This window comes from Gloeocapsopsis sp. IPPAS B-1203, from assembly GCF_002749975.1.
Lineage (GTDB): Bacteria > Cyanobacteriota > Cyanobacteriia > Cyanobacteriales > Chroococcidiopsidaceae > Gloeocapsopsis.
In genome coordinates, this window is sequence record NZ_PEIG01000007.1 from 235,768 (window position 1) to 254,937 (window position 19,170).

The window sequence follows — 19,170 nt, forward strand, 5'->3', positions numbered from 1 at the left end:
TGATGAGTGTGACTTGTCAAGATGAGATGAAAACTAATTAGGAACAGTTATATGCTGACAACGGCAGAAATACGCTGGTTTTATCCTGGTAAACTACCGGAAGTGGTCTTACAGTGGTTTGAGCAAGATCAACTTGGATTAGCATCAGCAGAGGAACGCGAGGATATTTATTTATATGTTCCTGACAGTGATTTTGTGGGAATTAAACTGCGACAGGGAAGATTAGAAATTAAATGGCGCAAAGCCGAATTAGGTGATTTACAGTTCGGTAAAGCTACAGGTAAAGCTGAAACGTGGACAAAGTGGCTGTGTGAAGATCTTAGTAATGAATGCTTTCAACCAAACGAGGTGACAGGTAAATTTTGGGTAAGTGTCAAGAAAAAACGCACTCAGCGTACATATAAAAGTCTTGCTGAGCAATTAATCAGTGTAAAAGCGGGAGACGAAAATGAAGAAGGCTGTAATGTAGAACTCACCGAATTAGAAGTTAATGGTAATGTGTGGTGGAGTTTAGCTTTTGAAGCTTATAGCAAAAGCGATCGCACCTTAGAAAATCTTAAAGAACCAGCTAGTAGGATACTTCAAAGCAATCTATATCAGAAGCTTGAAGTTAAAGACTCTTATGCTTATCCCCACTGGTTATCTTTAGTTATTAAGTAATATTTGTAATGATGTTAAATTTGGTTAATTACTGACAATTAAAGTAATGAGTGAAGAGCAACTGGTCACTCTTCACTATCCATCAGTAACTTATTCGTCTTTATCTGTAAAGTAAAATCGTGTTAGTACAGGAAGATGATCGCTGATAGTACCAATAATTTGTTCTAGAAGTTTTCTCGTTCGCTGTCCTCGTTGATTTTTGAGTAGTGCATTCCACTCAATGACGACTGATTTTCCTAAAGCATTATTTTCATCTGCCGATTTTTCTTCGATTGCATCAGCGATCGCGTGAGTAACCGCAATAAAGTCTAAACGAGATCTTTGCCCACCAACTCGTAAATGACTACCTTCACCATTGTCATTAAACCCTGCAAATTTCAGAATTTTTTGTTCTTCTAATTCTTGAATTGCTTCCCATTCTGGGCGATCGGCTGGAGCATTCCAATCACCTGCTATGATGACATCCTCATCGGTAGCTTCCATTAGCAGCCAATCTGCTAAAAGTCTTGCAGCTTCAGAACGTTGTTCTCGACCGCCACCACGTTGTGATTTTAAGTGTACGCCAATCAGTTCAAAATCAAACGGATCTTCTTGTAATTCCCCTTCCTGCTCCTCTATAGCTCTAACAACAAAGCTGCCGTACAATGGTAAGCGAGGAAAAACTGCTTTTCTACTAGAACCTCGTCCTGTCCCCACAACAACTGTAGGATTGTCAGTAAAAATTTCTGCGATATCTGTAGAAGCTTTGACCCACTCCATGTCATACATCAAGGCGACTCGCTGATCTCCGCCTGTCGTTCCATAGACAACTTTATACAATCCGGCTCCTGCTTCAGTTAAACTTTGAGCAACTCCATCGAGTGAACCTGCTTCTATTTCCTGAAGTACAAATAAATCTGCATTTAACTCTTGCATAATATTTGTAATCTGTTCTACACGCTTAGGATCGCGTGTATTGAAGAACTTGATATTCCACGTGATAACGTCTAGAAAATGATCTGTTCCTTGTAACTCATCCGGAACAAAGTCACTGAGAAACTCGGAAAGATGGTCATTATCAGCAGTATGAATACTAGAATTTGATAAGGTGCTTACCATACAAGTCTCCAGAATAGTAGAGTTTGCCTTCTCATCCGCTAGCTACTACAGCTGACGTAAAATCAATTCCAGATTTACTTTTGTGATTGCCACTTGTTCACTGTTCTCAAAATTTGCCCTGCTAATACAGCCGCACCAAAGCCATTATCAATATTGACTACTCCGACTCCCGCAGCACAAGAGTTGAGCATTGTCAAGAGGGGGGCTAATCCACCAAAACTCGCACCATAACCAATACTGGTAGGAACTGCGATTACAGGACAATCGGCTAAACCTGCAACGACACTTGGTAACGCGCCTTCCATTCCTGCAACGACAATTAAGACATCTGCTGATTCAATGACATGGCGATTATTCAGTAGACGGTGAATACCAGCAACGCCAACATCCCATAACCTTTGAACGCGAAAACCAGAAAGTTCAGCAGTAACAGCAGCTTCTTCTGCTACTGGTAAATCAGCAGTACCAGCAGAAAGAATGCTAATTGTACCAGAGTATTGAGGTTCTATGGTAGGAGCAATTGCACAAATTCGCGCCATGGCATAGTAATGCAAATTCGGTACTTTTTCTTGTAGTTGTGCATAAACTTCTGGTTCGATCCGTGTCGCCATAACGACAGAACCGCGATCGCGCATCGCGATCATAATTTGGGCAATCTGATCGGGTGTTTTACCTAGTCCCCAAATAACTTCAGGAAAACCTGTGCGTAAACGGCGATGATGATCGACACGCGCAAAATCACCTACAGGTTCATAGTTTAAATGTTTCAGCTTATCTAAAGCCTCTGCTGGATTAACTTCACCAGCAGCAACAGATTCTAAGAGCGATCGTAAAGCTTCGGGTTGTGTCACTTTAAAAAACTAACACGACTAATTGTACTCAATACTGATACAGTGTATACAAAAAGCTTCACTTGTTAAAAGGATTCACAAATTGTACTCCCTCGATTACAGAGCCAACGTTAAAATCCTCGCTATAAACTAAAGCTATTTGGTTTAAACGTGCTACCGCCCAGATTTGAGCATCCCAATAGCCGAACTGGTAATCGCGAACTCCGCGTACTGCTTCTAAGATTACCCATCCGTTGATGTCTACTACACTCCACGCTCTTAGATAGTTTTGTATTCGTTCGTAAGCAGTAGGTACATCCAGTGGTGACGGAATCTTCCGCGTTACCGTTACAAAAATTCTGCTAAAACCTGTGTGCTAAGTACGCCCTTTCCTGTAATTGCTAATTGGTTTAATACTTCCAATGCTTGCTGCTGTTTTGGTGTAGAACGATCATATGCATAGACAAGAATATTGGTATCAACCAAAACTCTATCTTTCATACAAATCGTCTCGTCGCCAGGTTCGCGATTCTGTAATCTTCCCCAACGAGATTAAGTTCTCAATAAATACACGTTCTTGCTCCCAGCACTTCAGATCCCGCTGGAATACTTCACTTCCCTGAGTATATTGTGCGATTGCTTGACGGATCACTTCAGCCTCAGAACTTCCTGTTTGCTGTGATAGCTGTTTTAGTCGCACCTCTTGTTCTGGTTCAATGTAAATCTGCTTTCTAATTTTTGTCTTCATGATGTACATTGTATCTAATGTATACATCATATTATAAATTTAGTCGTCTTCTACTTTTAGTTCGTACTTGTTCCACAGCGTACCGCTAAGTGAACCGAGGGCTGAGTATTTAACGCCTTGAATGCGATCGCGAATTGCAGCAAGTGAGAGTGGATTCACTAAATAAATAAAAGGTAAATTTTCTTGAGCAATACGTTGTGTTTGCGCATAAATTTCTTTACGTTTAGCTTCATCAAATTCCTGCGCTCCTTGAATGTAAAGTCGCCCAATTTCTGCTTCCCAATCTGCGACTTCCCAGCCTATTAATGGTTCTTGTCCTGCTAAAGGTTTTTGATTAAAAGTATGCAATCCACCATCAGGTAGCCAAGTATTTGCACCATCGTGAGGTTCAATGGTTCCTGAGATAAAACCTAAAAGATGACATTCCCAATCGAGTGAATTAGAAAGGCGATCGACAAGTGTATTAAAATTTATAGGATTGAAATCAACTTGAATGCCAATTCTATTTAAATCCTGCCTAATTTGTGCCCCCATGGCAACACGAGTTCTATTCTCGGCGTTTGTAATGAGTGAAAAACGAACGCGATTACCTTCAGCATCTAGTAATTGACCTTTGGGATTATATTTAAACCCAGCGTTGAGTAATAATTCTCTTGCTTTATCTTGATTGTATTCGTAAGTTTTCAAGCCTTGTTCAGGTGAAAGATAATAAGGACTTTGGGGAAAAATTGGTGAATCTTGAATCATTCCAACGCCACGAAATGCATTATTGAGCATTGTTTGACGATCGATTGCGTGGGCGATCGCCTGGCGAAATTCTAATGTATTAAACCAACGCGATTTAACGGGATCGACGACAGGATTTCCATTCTGTCTGCGCCCTTTGTTAAGATTAAAAGAAATAAAAGTTTGAGTAAATCTTGGTCCTTCATTGTAGACGGTAAATCTACCCCGCTTTTCCTCGCGTTTTAGCAATGAAAAGTTTTCGGGTGAAACTTCAATGCTATCTAATCCTCCCGAACGAAATTGTAAAACACTTGTATCAGTTGATTCGATGATTTGCCAAACAACACGATCGATGTACGGTAATGGATTTCCTTGACTATCTTTACGCCAGTAGTGAGGATTACGCCGAAAGATAACGCGTTGACCTGGAGTATAACTTTCAATTTTGTAAGGACCATTAACAATAACTTGGCTAGGATCTGTGTTTGTGCCCCATACTGATAAAAATTGAGGTTTCCCTTCACTATCTTTAGTAGTAATATATTTAGATAATGCGTGTTTTGGTAAAATTCCAACTTGATTGCTTGCACCGCCTGTAGTTGCACTTAAAAAAGGCGCAAAAGGTTCCGGTAGGAGAAATTCAACACGGCGATCGTCTATTTTATTAACTTGAGGAAAAATTCCCCTTTCACCTACTTTAAAAGTATCTTTCCAATCTGTAGGAATTGCTGGGTTAGCAATAATATCTTGATAAGTAAAGACAACATCATCAGCGGTTAATGGCTCGCCGTCAGACCATTTTAAGTTTTCGCGAAGTGTAAAAACTATACGCTTTTGATCGTCAGAAATTTCCCAAGTTTCGGCTAATGCTGGTTCAATTTCTGTTGTGATTGCATTGAGTGAAGTTAATCCTTCTGCAGTAAATAAAAATACGTGAGGGAATTCTTGATTAAATGCATAGTTGAACGTTTTAGGATCGCCTAACGTACTGACAACCCATTGCGATCGCGCAGTCTCAGCTTTCAAATCTGGATTACAAGCCGTTAAGATGACTTGACATAGCAAGAAGAATATTATGAAAAAAGCAAATATCCAACGGCGAAGTGAAAAAGTCATAAGGAAGAAATAGAATACTAGATAAGGATTGAACTGTAAAACTTATATGCCAATTGTTAACGAACTTCTTCAGGAAAAGCGGCAAGAAATTTTACAAATTGCAGCAAAACACGGGGCTTATAACGTCCGTGTATTTGGTTCAGTAGCACGCGGAGAAGATAAAGCTGATAGCGACATAGATTTTTTAATAGATGTAGGTCCCCATAGTCCATGGTTTCCTGCAGGTTTGATTATAGATCTAGAGGAGTTACTAGGGCGAAAAGTAGATGTAGCTGAACCAGATAATCTGCAACAATGCATTCGAGAACAAGTTTTACAAGAGGCAATACCTTTGTAAAGCAGCGGGTTTATTTAGAAAATATCCTTGAATGCATCAACCGCATAGAAGTATATACACGTGAGGGGAAAGAGGTATTTACGGAAACTGTGATGATTTAGGATGCAGTAATTTGCAACTTTGAAATCATGAGAGAGGCAACTAAACGAATATCAGAAGATATCAAACAAAAATATCCCGAAGTACCTTGGCGTGAAATTGTAGGATTCCGTAACATTTTAATTCATGATTATTTAAAAATAAGTTTGATTAGAGTATGGGATGTTATTGAAAAAGATTTATCTATACTCAAAAAACAAATAGAGTTGATTTTACAAGAGTTAGGACGACTGTAACCCTGATAAAAGTTAGAGAATTGTATGTACATAAGTAGGTGAACACAATTAAGTATCACACTTGTTAAGGTCGGTAATGGGTAATGGGTAATAGGGAACTTGAAAAGCTTTTATCACTTGGCAATTAGCATTTAGCCACACAAACGAATTGCTACCAATGACCAATGACCAGTTACCAACCTTTTAATTACGTTTATTTTCACCCACTTACTTAGCTGTTGATGTAAGTGGCGAAATCATTTCTATTTAGCCTGTAGAGAAGTAAGACATGATAAATCGATTACTGACGCAAGACAAACAAGCTAAAACTATTTCTACTCCCCCCTTAGAAAGTGGCGATCGCCTAACCCGTCACGAATTTGAACGCCGCTATACCGCCATTCCAGATATTAAAAAAGCAGAACTGATCGAAGGAGTGCGATCGCACGTTTTTCCTGGGCTGTGGTTAGCTGTCAGTGGACTTCTTGAAGGAAAAATGGCTCAAGTTTTAGCTGTGCTACAGCAAGGATTAAATTCTCCAGAACACGCTGAATTTGTGCAAAAATTGACAAAGCTGATTCGGTTAAAACCGCAGCTATGCAGACAAAACCTATCTTCATAAGTTTTTACAAAGATAGATTGTTACACAAGTCCACCTCCGTGGACTTAGTTTTTAAGCCGCGACTTTAGTCGCCAGGCGATCGACGTCGTTAATCTACCGTTCTCAGCTCATAAATATTCCAGAAAGCGCCACCCAATGCAGAATATTGCACGCCCTGAATGCGATCGCGTACAGCTGTCATTGCTAAAGGACTCACGAGATAAATAAACGGTAAATATTCTTGAGTTAATTGCTGAGTTTGAGCATAAATTACTTTGCGTTGGGACTCGTCTAACTCCCGCGCCGCATCAATATAAAGATCGGAAATTTGCTGTTCCCAATCTGCAACTTCTCGCCCTTCAAGGGGTGGTTGTCCTGGAGGTAGTTTTTGATTGAAAGCGTGTAAACCGCCGTCAACTGACCAAATGTTAGCACTACTGTTAGGTTCAACACCACCAGTAAAGCCTAATAAATGACAATCCCAATCCAAAGTATTAGATAAGCGATCTACCAATACACTAAAAGCAAGAGGATTAAAATCAACTTGAATACCAATTTGGCTCAAGTCTTGTTTGATTTGTGCGCCCATTGCTTCCCGAATGCGATTACCTGCGTTTGTAATTAGCGAAAAGCGGACGCGATTGCCATCAGCATCTAGTAATTGACCTGCACTATTGTACTGAAATCCTGCTTGACGCAATAATTCTCTTGCCCGATCGGGATCGTATTCATATACCTTTAAGCCTTCCTCTGATGAGAGATAGTAAGGACTTTGCACAGAAATTGGCGAATTTTGTAACTGACCTAAACCACGAAAGATATTATTAATCATCCGTTGACGATCAATTCCGTAGGCGATCGCCCGTCTGAAATCTGGAGAATTAAACCATCGCGACTTAACTGGATTAACTAATGGACGACCGTTTCTGCGACCTTTATTAAGATTGAACGAGATAAAGTTGGTTCCAGGTGCAGGACCATCTTCGTATATCGTAAATCTGCCGCGATCTTCTTCGCGTTTGAGCAGTGAAAAGTATTCAGGTGTAACTGCGACAGAATCTAAACCTTGCGAACGAAATTGAACAAGCGATGTATCAGTTGATTCTACAATTTGCCAAATGAGCCGTTCAACATACGGTTGTGGATTGCCTTGAGAATCGCGCCGCCAGTAGTAGGGGTTACGTCGATATACGACACGCTGACTCGTTACATACTCCTCAAGTTGATAAGGACCATTCACAATAATTTTTTGAGGTGGTGTATCAACTCCCCATGTTGTTAAAAATCGAGGATTTCCTTGCGAATCTTTGGTTTCAACTGCTTCGCGCAAAGCATGAGCAGGTAAAATAGGTAAACCTGTAATTCGTAAAAAAGGCGCGAAAGGTTCTGGAGTGGTGAATTCTACTGTACGTGCATCAAGTTGACGAACAGTTGGTAATTGTCTACTTTCACCAATACGTAAGACATCTCTGGTATCAGTAGGAATTGCTTCGTTAAGATAAACGCTGTTATAGGTAAAATCTACATCATCAGCAGTTAATGGTTCTCCGTCAGACCATCTTAATCCTTCGCGTAACGTAAAGGTAATTCTCAAGTTATTTTCAGCAATCTCCCACGATTCGGCTAACGCTGGTTCAACTGCACCTGTCAGCGGATTTTCTGTGACTAAACCGTCGTAGGTCAAACCAAAAATATTTGGGGACTCTTGATTCAGCGCATAGTTAAAAGTTTTCGGATCGCTAAGAACACTAACAACAATTTGCGGAACTTGTGCGGCTACTGTTTCAAAATTAGCAGGATTACAACCCGAAAGCGCGATCGCCAAAATAAAGCACAACCCAACAGCACTCCAACGACGTAAAATACCTTTGACTGTAGCTTTCATCCTTCACCCTGCAAATTCATAAGTAGGCATACCCGAAGTATTTGTAGCGAGGCTAAATAAGTCTCCTGAATCAAAGCTTTTTTGAATTTCCTCTTCACTCAAACCGACTGACGCAGTTGTGATATAAAGTGTTGCTAAATCTTGATTGCCAAATACACAACACGTAGGGCGCTGCACAGGTATAGAAATCCGCGCCATTTCTTTTCCTGTCGAATCAAACTTAACAACGCACCAGCCATCCCAAATCGCCGACCAAACACATCCGTCTCGATCTACCGTCAAGCCATCAGGAACGCCATCTATATCGATCTCAGCAAACACGCGTTGATGACTAATATTGCCACTGTCTAAATCAAAGTCAAAGGCATAGATTTTTTTTAAAGGCGAATCAGTTAAATAAAATGTCTTGTGATCGGGACTCCATCCCAGTCCATTTGATACCGTTAAACCTGTTAAAAGAACGTGTAACGAACCATCAGGATCGTAGCGAAACAACCGCGCTGTAGGTCCACTTGTAGACATGGAACCAAACCAAAAACGCCCTACTGGATCGCATTTACCATCATTGAGACGAATATCTGATGGCTTTTCTTTTTCAACATCAATAATCGGCGTTACTTCACCGTTACTCGTATCTAAAAACGCCAATCGATGGCGCTGCGCCATAATAAAACGGTCTGTTCCTGCTGGTGCAATACAACCGACAACTTCGCCCACATCAAAGAATTTTTGTTCGCCTGTTTTTGGATCGAATTCGTGAACTCGGTGATTATAAATATCAACCCAGTACAGTAATTGACTTTGTGAATGCCAAATTGGTCCTTCTCCTAGCCTTGCTCTAGCCCTGAGAACATTTTTAGGCGATTCATTAATAGAATTCATAACAGATTTTACACCCAGTTTACATTTTAGTAATATTCAGTAATTTCAATAAAAACAATTACCCATTACCAATTACCAATTACCCATTACCTAACTTTGTTGCAGTAACACTACTGCATACGCTGCAATACCTTCTTCTCTTCCTACGGGACCTAATTTTTCGTTTGTTGTTGCTTTAATCCCAATTTGATCGGGTTGTACTGCTAAAACTTCTGCAAGGCGCGATCGCATTTGTTGAATATGCGGTTTCAACTTCGGACGTTCTGCGACAACTACCGAGTCTATATTGCCAATTTGCCAGCCGCGATCGCCGATTAATTGATTCACTTTAGCGAGTAAAACTAAACTATCCGCACCTTTCCACTGCGGATCAGTTGGGGGAAAATATAACCCAATGTCACCCAAACTCAAAGCGCCTAACATCGCATCCATAATTGCATGAGTAAGGACATCAGCATCACTATGTCCGAGTAAACCGCGATCGTGCGGAATTTCTACACCACCCAAAATTAAACGCCGATCAAAGCTTAATTGATGAATATCGTAGCCGTTACCAATCCGAATGTTCATGAGTACAGTTACAAAAAACCCTCTTTTAGTAACGATACCTCAGTTGGTAATTGGTAATAGGTAATTGGTAATTGACAAAAGTAGAGCAGTTATTGATTATCTGTTAGCTTTAGCGATCGCATTCAAGTTCTCACCCTATTACCAGTTACCGATGACCCATTACCTGTCTATATCTGATTGCGATTTGATATTTTCTAACCATTCGGCATAGAGATCGGGGCGGCGATCGCGCGTACGTGCAATTTGTTGTTCGTATCGCCACTGGGCAATTTTTTCATGATTTCCTGAACGTAACACATCAGGCACTTTCCACCCGCGAAACTCCGCCGGACGTGTATACTGTGGATAATCTAATAACCCAGCTTCAAAACTTTCAGATTTGAGCGATTCCGCTTTACCTACCGTTCCAGGAAGTAACCGCGTGACACCATTAATTAACGCTAGTGCCGGAATTTCGCCCCCAGTCAGCACAAAATCACCTAAAGAAATCTCGCGCGTGACTAAATGAAGTACTCGCTCATCGACACCTTCATAATGACCGCAAATCACCACTAACTGCTCGTATGTCGCTAAGTCTTGAAGTAAAGGTTGCTTTAGTGTTTGACCTTGGGGAGTCATCAGAATAATCTCCCGTCGGGATAAAGCAGGTAATGATTCAATTGCTGCAAAAATGGGTTCAGGCTTCATCAACATGCCCACGCCACCACCGTAAGGTTCATCATCAACTTTGTGATGCTTATCTGTTGTAAACTCGCGAGGATTGATTAAGTTAACTGTAGCAATTTGTCGTGCTAAAGCTTTCCCTAACAATCCTGACTTCAGGGCAGAGCAAAAAAAATCTGGAAACAGAGTAACTATATCAAATCGCACAGTAATCCAATAAAGAAACAGCTAATTTGATGAATTAGTTAGTGACTAGTAGCTAGTGGCTAGTGGTACAGGTGGAATGACCTGTGACTCCTGTAACTTAATGTTTTAGCTAAAAGTTTTTCTAATTGCTTAAATTATGTTTAAATATTTTCACATCTTGCGGATTATTATTAAAGATTCAGGGTTAAAAATTGCTCGACTTAGGAGCAATCCTCAGCAAAGCAGTTGCTTATCAGACCTGTTCGTACTTGTGGTGCAGCAATGAGCGATCGCAGGCGTCTGTTGAGCAAGATCAGATCGCATCCGCGATCTGAATTCACTGATCTGCGGTCGGGTTTAAGTTCCCTGAGGCTGAAAAGAGGAAGACACATGGCGCAATTAGAAGCTCAATTGCTAGAAATGAGAAAGCCCCAATCTACTACAACTGCCGTATTGATTATAGGTGGTGCTGAAGACAAAGTTCACGGCAGAGAAATATTACAAACGTTTTTTAACCGCGCTGGCGGACAAAATGCTCACATCGCGATTATTCCCTCAGCTTCACGCGAACCAGCCATCATTGGCAACAGATACATGAGTATCTTTGAAGAAATGGGAGCTAAGCAAATTGAGCTACTAGACATTCGCGAGCGACAGCAGTGTGAAGATCTTAATGTCCAAAAGTGTTTAGAAACTTGCACCGGAGTATTTTGGACTGGTGGAGATCAACTTCGTTTATGTGGTGTATTAGCTGATACTCCGGCAATGGAGACAATTCGCCAACGCGTACAGTGTAACGAACTAACATTAGCTGGAACGAGTGCCGGAGCTGCTGTAATGGGTCATTATATGATTGCGGGTGGTGGCAGTGGCGAGTCGCCAAATCGTTCCTTGGTTGATTTAGGAACAGGCTTAGGGATTATTCCTGAGTTGATTGTCGATCAACACTTTCAAAACCGCAACCGCATGGCACGCTTAATTAGTGCGATCGCTTGCTATCCAGATCGTTTGGGTATTGGTATTGATGAAGATACCTGCGCTTTGATCGAAAGTGATGGAACTTTACAAGTGATGGGGAAAGGAACTGTCACTGTAATTGATCCTGGTGAAGTAACACATACTAATTACAGTGCAGTTACAGCTACCGAACCTTTGAGCCTACATAACTTACGTCTACACATTCTCAGTTATGGCGATCGCTATCACTTGTATAAGCGCAAAGTTTTATCTGCTAGTCATCTCCAAAAGTAATTGGAGTTACTGTGGCACTATCATTAAGTAAGTTATAACTTCCTACCATAGATAGCTGACAAACTGTTCTCAATGAACAGTTTCCTGCTCACGCACAAGTGGAAACTAGATTATTGGATGCGAATTCAAGAGCGCACATGAGAATCCTCAAAATCCAGACTTTACGCGGTCCCAATTACTGGAGTATTCGACGGCACAAGCTAATCGTCATGCGATTAGACTTAGAAGAGTTAGCTGAGAAACCCTCCAACGAAATATCAGGCTTCTACGAAGGATTAGTCGAGGCACTACCAAGTCTGGAATCACATTTGTGTTCGCCTGGCTGTCATGGTGGTTTTTTGATGCGGGTGCGTGAAGGCACAATGATGGGGCACATTATCGAGCACGTCGCCCTAGAATTACAAGAACTTGCAGGAATGCCCGCAGGATTTGGTCGGACAAGGGAAACGGGAACTCCTGGAGTGTATCAAGTTGTCTTTGAGTACCAAGAAGAGCAAGCAGGACGTTATACTGCCAGGGCAGCAGTGCGCCTTTGTCAAAGCATTGTGAATAAAGGGTACTATCTCCGACAAGAACTTGAGCAAGATCTAGAAGATCTTAGAGATCTACAGCGCGACGCCGCACTAGGACCAAGTACCGATGCGATTGTCCAAGAAGCCGAAGCACGAGGTATGCCTTGGATGTCGTTGGGAACGCGCTTTTTAATTCAACTCGGCTACGGTGTCCATCAAAAACGCATTCAAGCGACGATGACAGCCCAAACAGGAATTTTGGGAGTTGAACTTGCCTGTGACAAAGAAGGAACAAAACGGATCTTAGCAGATGCAGGTGTGCCAGTTCCTAGAGGCACAGTGATTAACTATTTTGATGAACTTGAAACTGCGATCGCGGATGTTGGTGGCTACCCGATTGTAATTAAACCTCTTGATGGCAATCATGGTCGAGGGATTACGATTGATATTCGGAATTGGGAAGAAGCTGAAGCGGCTTATGATGCAGCACGAGAGGTGTCACGGTCAATTATTGTTGAACGGTACTATACTGGTCGCGACCACCGCGTTTTAGTTGTTGATGGGAAAGTTGTAGCCGTAGCAGAACGCATACCTGCCCATGTTGTTGGTAATGGTGCAAGTACAATTGAAGAACTTATTAAGCAAACGAATAGTGACCCGAATCGCGGTGAAGGACACGATAATGTTCTGACTCGCATTGAACTGGACCGCACCAGCTACCAGCTTCTAGAACGACAGGGGTATACTGTTGATACTGTGCTGCCTAAAGATGAAATTTGCTATCTGCGCGCGACAGCAAACTTAAGCACTGGTGGTATTGCTGTAGACCGCACTGACGATATTCACCCCGAAAACGTCTGGTTAGCACAGCGAGTCGCTAAGGTTATTGGTTTAGATATTGCAGGAATTGATATTGTCACAGAAGACATCACACGTCCTTTGCGTGAAGTTGATGGCGTGATTGTGGAAGTTAATGCTGCTCCTGGGTTTAGAATGCACGTCAGCCCTAGTCGCGGAATTCCTCGCAATGTCGCAGGGGCTGTATTAGATATGCTGTTTCCTCCCGAAAAACCCAGCCGCATTCCCATTCTAGCGGTGACTGGTACCAATGGTAAAACGACAACAACACGACTACTCGCCCATATTTTCAAACAAACAGGTCAAGTGATCGGTTATACAACAACTGACGGGACATATATTGGCGACTACTTAGTTGAACCAGGTGATAATACAGGTCCGCAAAGTGCGCAACTAATTTTACAAGATCCGACTGTGGAAGTTGCTGTATTAGAATCGGCACGCGGAGGAATATTACGCTCAGGGTTAGCATTTGATGCTAGTAATGTTGGCGTCGTGTTGAATGTGGCTGCCGACCATTTAGGCATCGGTGATATTGACACCATCGATCAAATGGCACACCTCAAGAGTGTCGTTGCTGAAGCTGTCTTACCTAATGGTTATGCTGTATTGAATGCAGATGACGTACGCGTGGCTGCGATGCGCGATCGCGTCAAATCACAAGTTGCTTTCTTTACCATGAGTCCTGACAATGAACTGGTGAAGCAGCACACTCAACAAGGTGGATTAGCCGCAGTTTATGAAAACGGTTACTTATCAATTCTTAAAGGTGATTGGACACTACGCATCGAACAAGCAGTGAATGTACCGCTGACAATGGCAGGTAAAGCACCGTTTATGATTGCTAATGCTTTAGCCGCTAGTTTAGCCGCTTTTGTGCAAGGAGTCTCGATTGAGCAAATTCGCGCTGGGTTGAATACATTTAAAGCCTCGGTGAATCAAACACCAGGACGAATGAATCTATTCAATTTAGGTCGCTATCATGCACTCATTGACTATGCTCATAATCCTCATAGTTATGAAGCATTAGGTGGTTTCATTCGCAATTGGACAGGCGAGAGAATTGGTGTCGTTGGTGGACCTGGCGATCGCCGCGATGAAGATTTTATTACACTCGGTAAACTCTCTGCTGGAATTTTTGATCGCATTATTATCAAAGAAGATGATGATACTCGTGGGCGATCGCGTGGTTCAGCAGCTGAACTTATCCTCAAAGGGATCATGCAAGTTAAGCCTGATTGCCCTTACGAGTCAATTTTGGACGAGACAACTGCGATCAACAAAGGACTAGATAGCGCCTCTGACGGCAGTTTAGTTGTCATCTTACCTGAAAGTGTAACGCGGGCAATTAGCTTAATTGAAGCGCGTCGCCCTGTTGGAGATGATATCCAACAACCAAATGAAAATTCAACAACAGATACGCAAATTAGCGTACAATCTTCTGTTGCTAATCAGTTGTAAGCTTAGCGAATAAATTCGCGGATCTCTTGCATGAACGCTTGGCGAATTTATTCGCAGCTAAACAAGCAAAGTCCACCTCCGTGGACTTACTGAGAAAACTTTTATATTAGTGTGCGGAGGCACACTTCGTTGATGTAGCCTCGACTTCAGTCGCAAGGCTACGATCTGAACCGCAGGCTTACGTAGCGTCCTCTGACCTTTGACCCCTATCTATCATGATCTTGTTCAACATCATCGTCAGATCCTTTCAACTCTTCTTTAAAGCCACGCAAGGTTTTACCCAAGGCACTACCCATCTCTGGAATCTTCTTAGGACCAAAGATCAATATTGCAGCTAAAGCAATAACACCCACCTCTGGCCATCCTAAACCAAACATATTTGCCTCCTGGAATCCTTCCTGAATTACTATAAACAGGAAGCGAATCTTTTTTGTATATTACACCTACTCTTTGATAACTGGCATACCCAGCCAGTCGCTAAGTTCTTGAGCTAACCAATCGATTTCTGGTTCAGTAAGGACGCGATCGCCTAATTCATATTTTTGGGTTCCTACCCAGATATTAATTTGTGGCTTAACTTCAACGAGATCGCCCCCGCTATTTTTGACCATGCTCATGAATTTTGATGTACGTTCTAATTTCGTAATATTCTGGATACCAGCGACACGCGGACGACGATACTGCCAGCCTAATATTTCGTGACTGAGCGAAATTTGTTTTTGATCAACTCTCAACCGGACACGTCGAAATAAATTAGAGGCGATTTGCCACACCATTCCTGCGCCTGCGCCCCAAAATGGTAGAGAAAATAGAGTAAAAAATAGATTAATAGGAAAAGGTGCTGCAACAACAGTAAAACCCGTCCACACCACAACAAAAGAATTCCACGCAATTGCAAATAAAGTTAAGCCTACAATTTCAGGGCTAAATCCTTTCGCAGGCAGTGTAATGTCTAGAACGTTGGCATCCTTATACAATGAAACCTTGCTATTAAATGGCTTGCCAACTGTTAAAGTAGTATCCTTGAGCATTGGCTCGCGCAGTGCTTGCAAAGCTTGTTTAGCAGACAAAAAGCGGCGGTCTAAGCTAGGTTCGGTCATCCGCCTTAACCATCTTGTAAAAGTAGGGCTAAGCGTTGTGACTTGCTCAAATTGAATTCGTCCATCGCGGTGTGGTAAATCAGCGGGGTGTGTCCCTGTGACTAACGCCATGAGAGTAGCGCCTAAACTGTAGAGATCCGATGCTGGAACTGCGCGATCGCCAAATTGCTCTGGTGGCATATAACCATAAGTCCCCACTACCGTCATTGTTCCACCTTCACGAGCAGCAAGTGTTTGTACTGACCCAAAATCGACAAGATAAACACGTAAATGTTTTTCTGAGCGTGTCAAGAGAATGTTACTTGGCTTAATATCGCGGTGAATGACTGGAGGTTGATGGCTGTGGAGGTAAGTCAGAATTTCTAAAAGTGCTGTAGCAATTTGCTGAACATCAAATTCACTAAATACTGTTCCTTGTCTTAAATGTTCCTCTAAAGACTTTGCGGGAAGATAAGTTTGGACGAGGGCAAATCCTTTAAATTGTGCTGAATCAAGCTCAAAATAATCTAAATAACGCGGAATTGCTGGATGCGCAACGGTCTTTAAAATTTCTGCTTCTCGCCCGAATAGCTTCAAATCGTCCCATTCAAAATCATGACTAAACGACAGTAACTTCACAACAACTAAATTTTGAGTTGTTAAATCGCGGGCTAATAGCGTCCGGCGTCCAGATTTTTTTGCTAATTGTTGTTGCACTTCGTAGCGATCGCCTAATATCTGAGCCATGTACTGCATGCTGTTGTGAGCGTATACAGCTGTTATAGCTTTGGAAGATCGGCGACTGCAATGGTATCTTTTTCCTATGCCCTCAAAATTATGGCCTTACCTCACTCCAGGGATTTCTGATGAGTTATTTGAACGCCTACCAGGAATTCCCCTCAGTAAACGCGAAATCCGGCTATTACTGATAGCACAGTTACGGATTCAACCCAATTCAGTTTTATGGGATATTGGTGCAGGAACCGGTACAATTCCTGTGGAAGTGGGATTGCTGTGTCCTCACGGACGCATAATTGCTGTTGAACGCGACTTTGAAGTGGCAAATTTAATTCGTCGTAACTGCGATCGCTTTGAGGTCAAGAATGTCGAAGTTGTCGAAGGTAGCGCCCCAGAATGTTTATCACACTTACCCCACCCTCCCCATCGCGTATGTATAGAAGGTGGTCGTCCAATTCAAACTATCTTGCAAGAAGTCTGGCAATATTTGTTACCTCAAGGTAGAGTAGTTGCCACAGCAAGTAATCTAGAAACTCTGTATGCTGTATCTCAGAGCTTTGCACAATTGCAGGCTCGTAATGTTGAAGTTGTCCAGTCTGCTGTTAATCGTTTGGAATCGCGGGGTTTCTCCCAAAGTTTTGCTGCCGTCGATCCAATTTTTATTCTTAGCGGTGAAAAGTTAGACTAAATCCAATTGTTTAAACATTATTGGATAAAAATATAGAGAATTCAAGAGATCAAGAAGAATAGTTTATTCTCTTCCCTCGCCCCCAGCCCCTCGCCCCTCACCCCTAGTCTATGCCCTGGTCTCGAATTGTTAGTGGAATCATTGCGATCGCGATCGCCCTCACCGGAAGTATTTTGGGAGGGTGGTATTTTACGGTCATGTTTGCTGTCATTGTCTATTTAGGTCAGTTGGAATATTTCCAGCTTGTCCGTGCTAAAGGAATTGCCCCCGCTGCTAAAACAACTTTGGCAGTTAGTCAAGCTTTGCTCTTTATTGCAACAGTATCATCAACGCTAGCAGATGCAGTTGTGCCAGTGGCAGGAACATTTATCTGTTTTTATTTATTATTTCAGCCCAAACTTGCAACAATCGCTGATATTTCAACTTCAATTTTGGGTTTATTTTATGGAGGATACTTACCAAGTTACTGGGTAAGAATCCGCGCAATTGGCAACGATGCTGTGAGTAATTTGCCGTTTTCTGGATATTTACCTGACACATGGGCAGATTTTCAGAACTTTCCTCCAGGATTAATCTACACACTGCTTGCTTTTTTCTGTATTTGGGCGGCTGATATTGGCGCTTACACCTTTGGTCGATTATTTGGTCGCACTCGGCTTTCAGATATTAGCCCTAAGAAAACAGTGGAAGGTGCAGCTTTTGGCGTAGTTGCAAGTGTTGCAGTCGCTATGGCAGGTGCTTGGTACTTACAATGGCCTTTATGGTCTTTAACAGGACTTGGTTTAGGACTACTAATAGGAATTGCTAGCTTACTCGGAGACTTAACCGAGTCAATGATGAAGCGAGATGCGGGAGTGAAAGATTCAGGGCAATTAATTCCTGGACATGGTGGTATTCTTGACCGTGCGGATAGTTACGTATTCACCGCCCCATTAGTATATTACTTTGTCAGCCTTCTGTTACCTCTACTAAAGAGTTGAATCATAATGCTAGGTTGAGCTGAGATTTTCTGAGGTTTCACTCGGTAAAGTCCAGAGATTTGCTGTAAAGACAAATGTGCAGTTCAAAACTACTGTGGTGAATGTAGAACTCTCATACCGTTTCACTTCAAACTTGATGCAAATAGGAGCTTCAGGGGCATATGAGACCTTGTTTGTATTTCTCATTGAGTGAAATGGTATGTTCCTCAAAAATATTGCATAGCAAACTTGTATGAAAATCAAACAGCTTTTGATGACTACAGTCATCTTAAATGATTCATAAAAATTCCTCTGTTTCTCTTCTGTTTGTGTTTTAGCCTAACCCTTGCGGCTAAAGCCTTTGCTACGCTGACAGTAATCCCTACGGGGAATGTGTTCTTAGTGATAACTTACGGCAAGTCGCTATGCATCTGCGTTTCCAAAAAACCTTGATAACTTAAATAGGATCGCTATATCAGAATTTTGGGAGAGTGCGATTAGCTACGGTACGCTATGCGATCGCAATTTCTTGAAATGCTTTGCGTAATCAGTATTAGATAGTGTGAAGTCAAACAGAGGGTAACATTTCACTGAAGAATGACAACAGCAGTGAGCGTAAATTCATCCTTCTAACATACAGTTATCATGTCTTATCCACATCTAGAACTAGTGAGTCATCATCTTTGTCCCTACGCACAACGTGCAGTTATTCTATTGCGCGAAAAGGACATTCCTCACCAGAACACTTCTATTGATTTAGCCAATAAGCCAGATTGGTTTCGCCAAATTTCACCGCTAGGAAAAGTCCCACTACTCAAAGTTGATGCTGCAGTTGTCTTTGAATCAGTGGTTATTTGTGAGTATTTAAACGAAATTACCCCAGGATCGCTTCACCCATCTAATCCGCTGGAAAAGGCAAAACATCGCTCTTGGATTGAGTTTAGTGCCAATATTCTCGTGACAACAGCGTAACTCGTACCTATCGATGCTTGCTCAGCAGACCAGCAA

The 19,170-nt window shown here is 42.0% G+C and carries 18 protein-coding genes and 2 pseudogenes; 9 read left to right on the forward strand and 11 right to left on the reverse strand.

From position 1 onward, the window contains the following. Positions 1-51 precede the first annotated feature (51 nt). Positions 52-660 carry a hypothetical protein gene (locus CSQ79_RS14775; protein ID WP_099701933.1) on the forward strand — a complete coding sequence of 203 codons (609 nt, stop codon included), beginning with the start codon at positions 52-54 and terminating at the stop codon, positions 658-660. Positions 661-750: 90 nt separating this feature from the next. Here CSQ79_RS14775 and CSQ79_RS14780 read toward each other — a convergent pair whose 3' ends face one another. The 5 genes from CSQ79_RS14780 to CSQ79_RS14800 form a co-directional block, all read right to left on the reverse strand. Next, the gene (locus CSQ79_RS14780) at positions 751-1,758 is read right to left on the reverse strand and encodes an endonuclease/exonuclease/phosphatase family protein (protein WP_099701934.1); all 1,008 of its coding nucleotides are present in this window, start codon (positions 1,756-1,758) and stop codon (positions 751-753) included. A gap of 74 nt (positions 1,759-1,832) precedes the next feature. Then, positions 1,833-2,609, reverse strand: coding sequence for a nickel pincer cofactor biosynthesis protein LarB (larB, locus tag CSQ79_RS14785; RefSeq protein ID WP_099701935.1), 777 nt, complete (start codon positions 2,607-2,609; stop codon positions 1,833-1,835). Positions 2,610-2,936: 327 nt separating this feature from the next. Beyond that, a complete protein-coding gene (locus tag CSQ79_RS27830; protein WP_289501143.1) occupies positions 2,937-3,089 on the reverse strand; it encodes a PIN domain-containing protein in 153 nt (50 codons plus the stop codon). After that, complete coding sequence (locus tag CSQ79_RS14795; protein WP_289501144.1) at positions 3,079-3,336, reverse strand: ribbon-helix-helix domain-containing protein; 258 nt, start codon at positions 3,334-3,336, stop codon at positions 3,079-3,081. Before CSQ79_RS14795 ends, CSQ79_RS27830 begins: the two co-directional genes overlap by 11 nt. Positions 3,337-3,375: 39 nt before the next feature. Next, positions 3,376-5,178 (reverse strand): ABC transporter substrate-binding protein, encoded by a 1,803-nt coding sequence (locus CSQ79_RS14800; RefSeq protein ID WP_099701937.1) that lies wholly within the window; start codon positions 5,176-5,178, stop codon positions 3,376-3,378. Between the two features lie 46 nt (positions 5,179-5,224). On the opposite strand from CSQ79_RS14800, the gene CSQ79_RS14805 reads away from it, so the two are divergent. The 3 genes and pseudogenes from CSQ79_RS14805 to CSQ79_RS28910 all read left to right on the forward strand — a co-directional run. Beyond that, positions 5,225-5,515: a nucleotidyltransferase family protein gene (locus CSQ79_RS14805; RefSeq protein ID WP_099701938.1), complete on the forward strand. Its 291-nt coding sequence runs from the start codon at positions 5,225-5,227 to the stop codon at positions 5,513-5,515. Positions 5,516-5,625: 110 nt separating this feature from the next. Then, positions 5,626-5,850 (forward strand): HepT-like ribonuclease domain-containing protein, encoded by a 225-nt coding sequence (locus tag CSQ79_RS27835; RefSeq protein WP_289501160.1) that lies wholly within the window; start codon positions 5,626-5,628, stop codon positions 5,848-5,850. A 268-nt stretch (positions 5,851-6,118) separates the two neighbouring features. Further along, positions 6,119-6,268: pseudogene (locus CSQ79_RS28910) on the forward strand (Uma2 family endonuclease); the annotation flags it as partial. A gap of 271 nt (positions 6,269-6,539) precedes the next feature. On the opposite strand, the gene CSQ79_RS14820 reads toward CSQ79_RS28910, so the two are convergent. The 4 genes from CSQ79_RS14820 to trmD all read right to left on the reverse strand — a co-directional run bounded on the left by CSQ79_RS14820 (position 6,540) and on the right by trmD (position 10,637). Next, the gene (locus CSQ79_RS14820; RefSeq protein ID WP_099701940.1) at positions 6,540-8,315 is read right to left on the reverse strand and encodes an ABC transporter substrate-binding protein; all 1,776 of its coding nucleotides are present in this window, start codon (positions 8,313-8,315) and stop codon (positions 6,540-6,542) included. Between the two features lie 3 nt (positions 8,316-8,318). Beyond that, positions 8,319-9,197 (reverse strand): SMP-30/gluconolactonase/LRE family protein, encoded by an 879-nt coding sequence (locus CSQ79_RS14825; RefSeq protein ID WP_099701941.1) that lies wholly within the window; start codon positions 9,195-9,197, stop codon positions 8,319-8,321. Between the two features lie 90 nt (positions 9,198-9,287). Continuing rightward, positions 9,288-9,767 (reverse strand): 2-C-methyl-D-erythritol 2,4-cyclodiphosphate synthase, encoded by a 480-nt coding sequence (ispF, locus tag CSQ79_RS14830; protein ID WP_099701942.1) that lies wholly within the window; start codon positions 9,765-9,767, stop codon positions 9,288-9,290. A gap of 159 nt (positions 9,768-9,926) precedes the next feature. Next, positions 9,927-10,637 (reverse strand): tRNA (guanosine(37)-N1)-methyltransferase TrmD, encoded by a 711-nt coding sequence (gene trmD, locus CSQ79_RS14835; RefSeq protein WP_099701943.1) that lies wholly within the window; start codon positions 10,635-10,637, stop codon positions 9,927-9,929. A 369-nt stretch (positions 10,638-11,006) separates the two neighbouring features. On the opposite strand from trmD, the gene CSQ79_RS14840 reads away from it, so the two are divergent. Both CSQ79_RS14840 and cphA read left to right on the forward strand, forming a co-directional pair. Continuing rightward, the gene (locus CSQ79_RS14840) at positions 11,007-11,867 is read left to right on the forward strand and encodes a cyanophycinase (RefSeq protein ID WP_099701944.1); all 861 of its coding nucleotides are present in this window, start codon (positions 11,007-11,009) and stop codon (positions 11,865-11,867) included. A 137-nt stretch (positions 11,868-12,004) separates the two neighbouring features. Next, positions 12,005-14,698 carry a cyanophycin synthetase gene (gene cphA, locus CSQ79_RS14845; protein WP_099701945.1) on the forward strand — a complete coding sequence of 898 codons (2,694 nt, stop codon included), beginning with the start codon at positions 12,005-12,007 and terminating at the stop codon, positions 14,696-14,698. Between the two features lie 206 nt (positions 14,699-14,904). On the opposite strand, the gene tatA is transcribed toward cphA, so the two are convergent. Both tatA and CSQ79_RS14855 read right to left on the reverse strand, forming a co-directional pair. After that, entirely contained in the window at positions 14,905-15,075 is a 171-nt protein-coding gene (tatA, locus tag CSQ79_RS14850; RefSeq protein ID WP_099701946.1) for a twin-arginine translocase TatA/TatE family subunit, read from the reverse strand. 66 nt (positions 15,076-15,141) lie between these two features. Beyond that, positions 15,142-16,533, reverse strand: a complete 1,392-nt coding sequence (locus tag CSQ79_RS14855) for a serine/threonine protein kinase (RefSeq protein WP_099701947.1) — start codon at positions 16,531-16,533, stop codon at positions 15,142-15,144. Positions 16,534-16,600: 67 nt separating this feature from the next. Here CSQ79_RS14855 and cbiT point away from each other — a divergent pair, with 67 nt between their 5' ends. From cbiT to CSQ79_RS14870, 3 genes and pseudogenes are all read left to right on the forward strand, one after another. Continuing rightward, on the forward strand, positions 16,601-17,203 hold the full coding sequence (gene cbiT, locus CSQ79_RS14860; RefSeq protein WP_099701948.1) for a precorrin-6Y C5,15-methyltransferase subunit CbiT: 603 nt from the start codon (positions 16,601-16,603) through the stop codon (positions 17,201-17,203). A 110-nt stretch (positions 17,204-17,313) separates the two neighbouring features. Continuing rightward, positions 17,314-18,183 (forward strand): phosphatidate cytidylyltransferase, encoded by an 870-nt coding sequence (locus CSQ79_RS14865; protein WP_099701949.1) that lies wholly within the window; start codon positions 17,314-17,316, stop codon positions 18,181-18,183. Positions 18,184-18,807: 624 nt separating this feature from the next. Further along, a pseudogene (locus CSQ79_RS14870) lies at positions 18,808-19,119 on the forward strand (glutathione S-transferase family protein); the annotation flags it as partial. Positions 19,120-19,170: the final 51 nt, after the last annotated feature.

Excerpts from the sequence above, each read along its gene's own strand:
- CSQ79_RS14775 (WP_099701933.1), top strand. The coding sequence starts at position 52 with ATGCTGACAACGGCAGAAATACGCTGGTTTTATCCTGGTAAACTACCG.
- CSQ79_RS14780 (WP_099701934.1), bottom strand. The coding sequence starts at position 1,758 with ATGGTAAGCACCTTATCAAATTCTAGTATTCATACTGCTGATAATGAC.
- CSQ79_RS27830 (WP_289501143.1), bottom strand. The coding sequence starts at position 3,089 with ATGAAAGATAGAGTTTTGGTTGATACCAATATTCTTGTCTATGCATAT.
- CSQ79_RS14795 (WP_289501144.1), bottom strand. The coding sequence starts at position 3,336 with ATGAAGACAAAAATTAGAAAGCAGATTTACATTGAACCAGAACAAGAG.
- CSQ79_RS14800 (WP_099701937.1), bottom strand. The coding sequence starts at position 5,178 with ATGACTTTTTCACTTCGCCGTTGGATATTTGCTTTTTTCATAATATTC.
- CSQ79_RS14805 (WP_099701938.1), top strand. The coding sequence starts at position 5,225 with ATGCCAATTGTTAACGAACTTCTTCAGGAAAAGCGGCAAGAAATTTTA.
- CSQ79_RS14820 (WP_099701940.1), bottom strand. The coding sequence starts at position 8,315 with ATGAAAGCTACAGTCAAAGGTATTTTACGTCGTTGGAGTGCTGTTGGG.
- CSQ79_RS14825 (WP_099701941.1), bottom strand. The coding sequence starts at position 9,197 with ATGAATTCTATTAATGAATCGCCTAAAAATGTTCTCAGGGCTAGAGCA.
- ispF (WP_099701942.1), bottom strand. The coding sequence starts at position 9,767 with ATGAACATTCGGATTGGTAACGGCTACGATATTCATCAATTAAGCTTT.
- CSQ79_RS14840 (WP_099701944.1), top strand. The coding sequence starts at position 11,007 with ATGGCGCAATTAGAAGCTCAATTGCTAGAAATGAGAAAGCCCCAATCT.
- cphA (WP_099701945.1), top strand. The coding sequence starts at position 12,005 with ATGAGAATCCTCAAAATCCAGACTTTACGCGGTCCCAATTACTGGAGT.
- tatA (WP_099701946.1), bottom strand. The coding sequence starts at position 15,075 with ATGTTTGGTTTAGGATGGCCAGAGGTGGGTGTTATTGCTTTAGCTGCA.
- CSQ79_RS14855 (WP_099701947.1), bottom strand. The coding sequence starts at position 16,533 with ATGCAGTACATGGCTCAGATATTAGGCGATCGCTACGAAGTGCAACAA.
- cbiT (WP_099701948.1), top strand. The coding sequence starts at position 16,601 with ATGCCCTCAAAATTATGGCCTTACCTCACTCCAGGGATTTCTGATGAG.
- CSQ79_RS14865 (WP_099701949.1), top strand. The coding sequence starts at position 17,314 with ATGCCCTGGTCTCGAATTGTTAGTGGAATCATTGCGATCGCGATCGCC.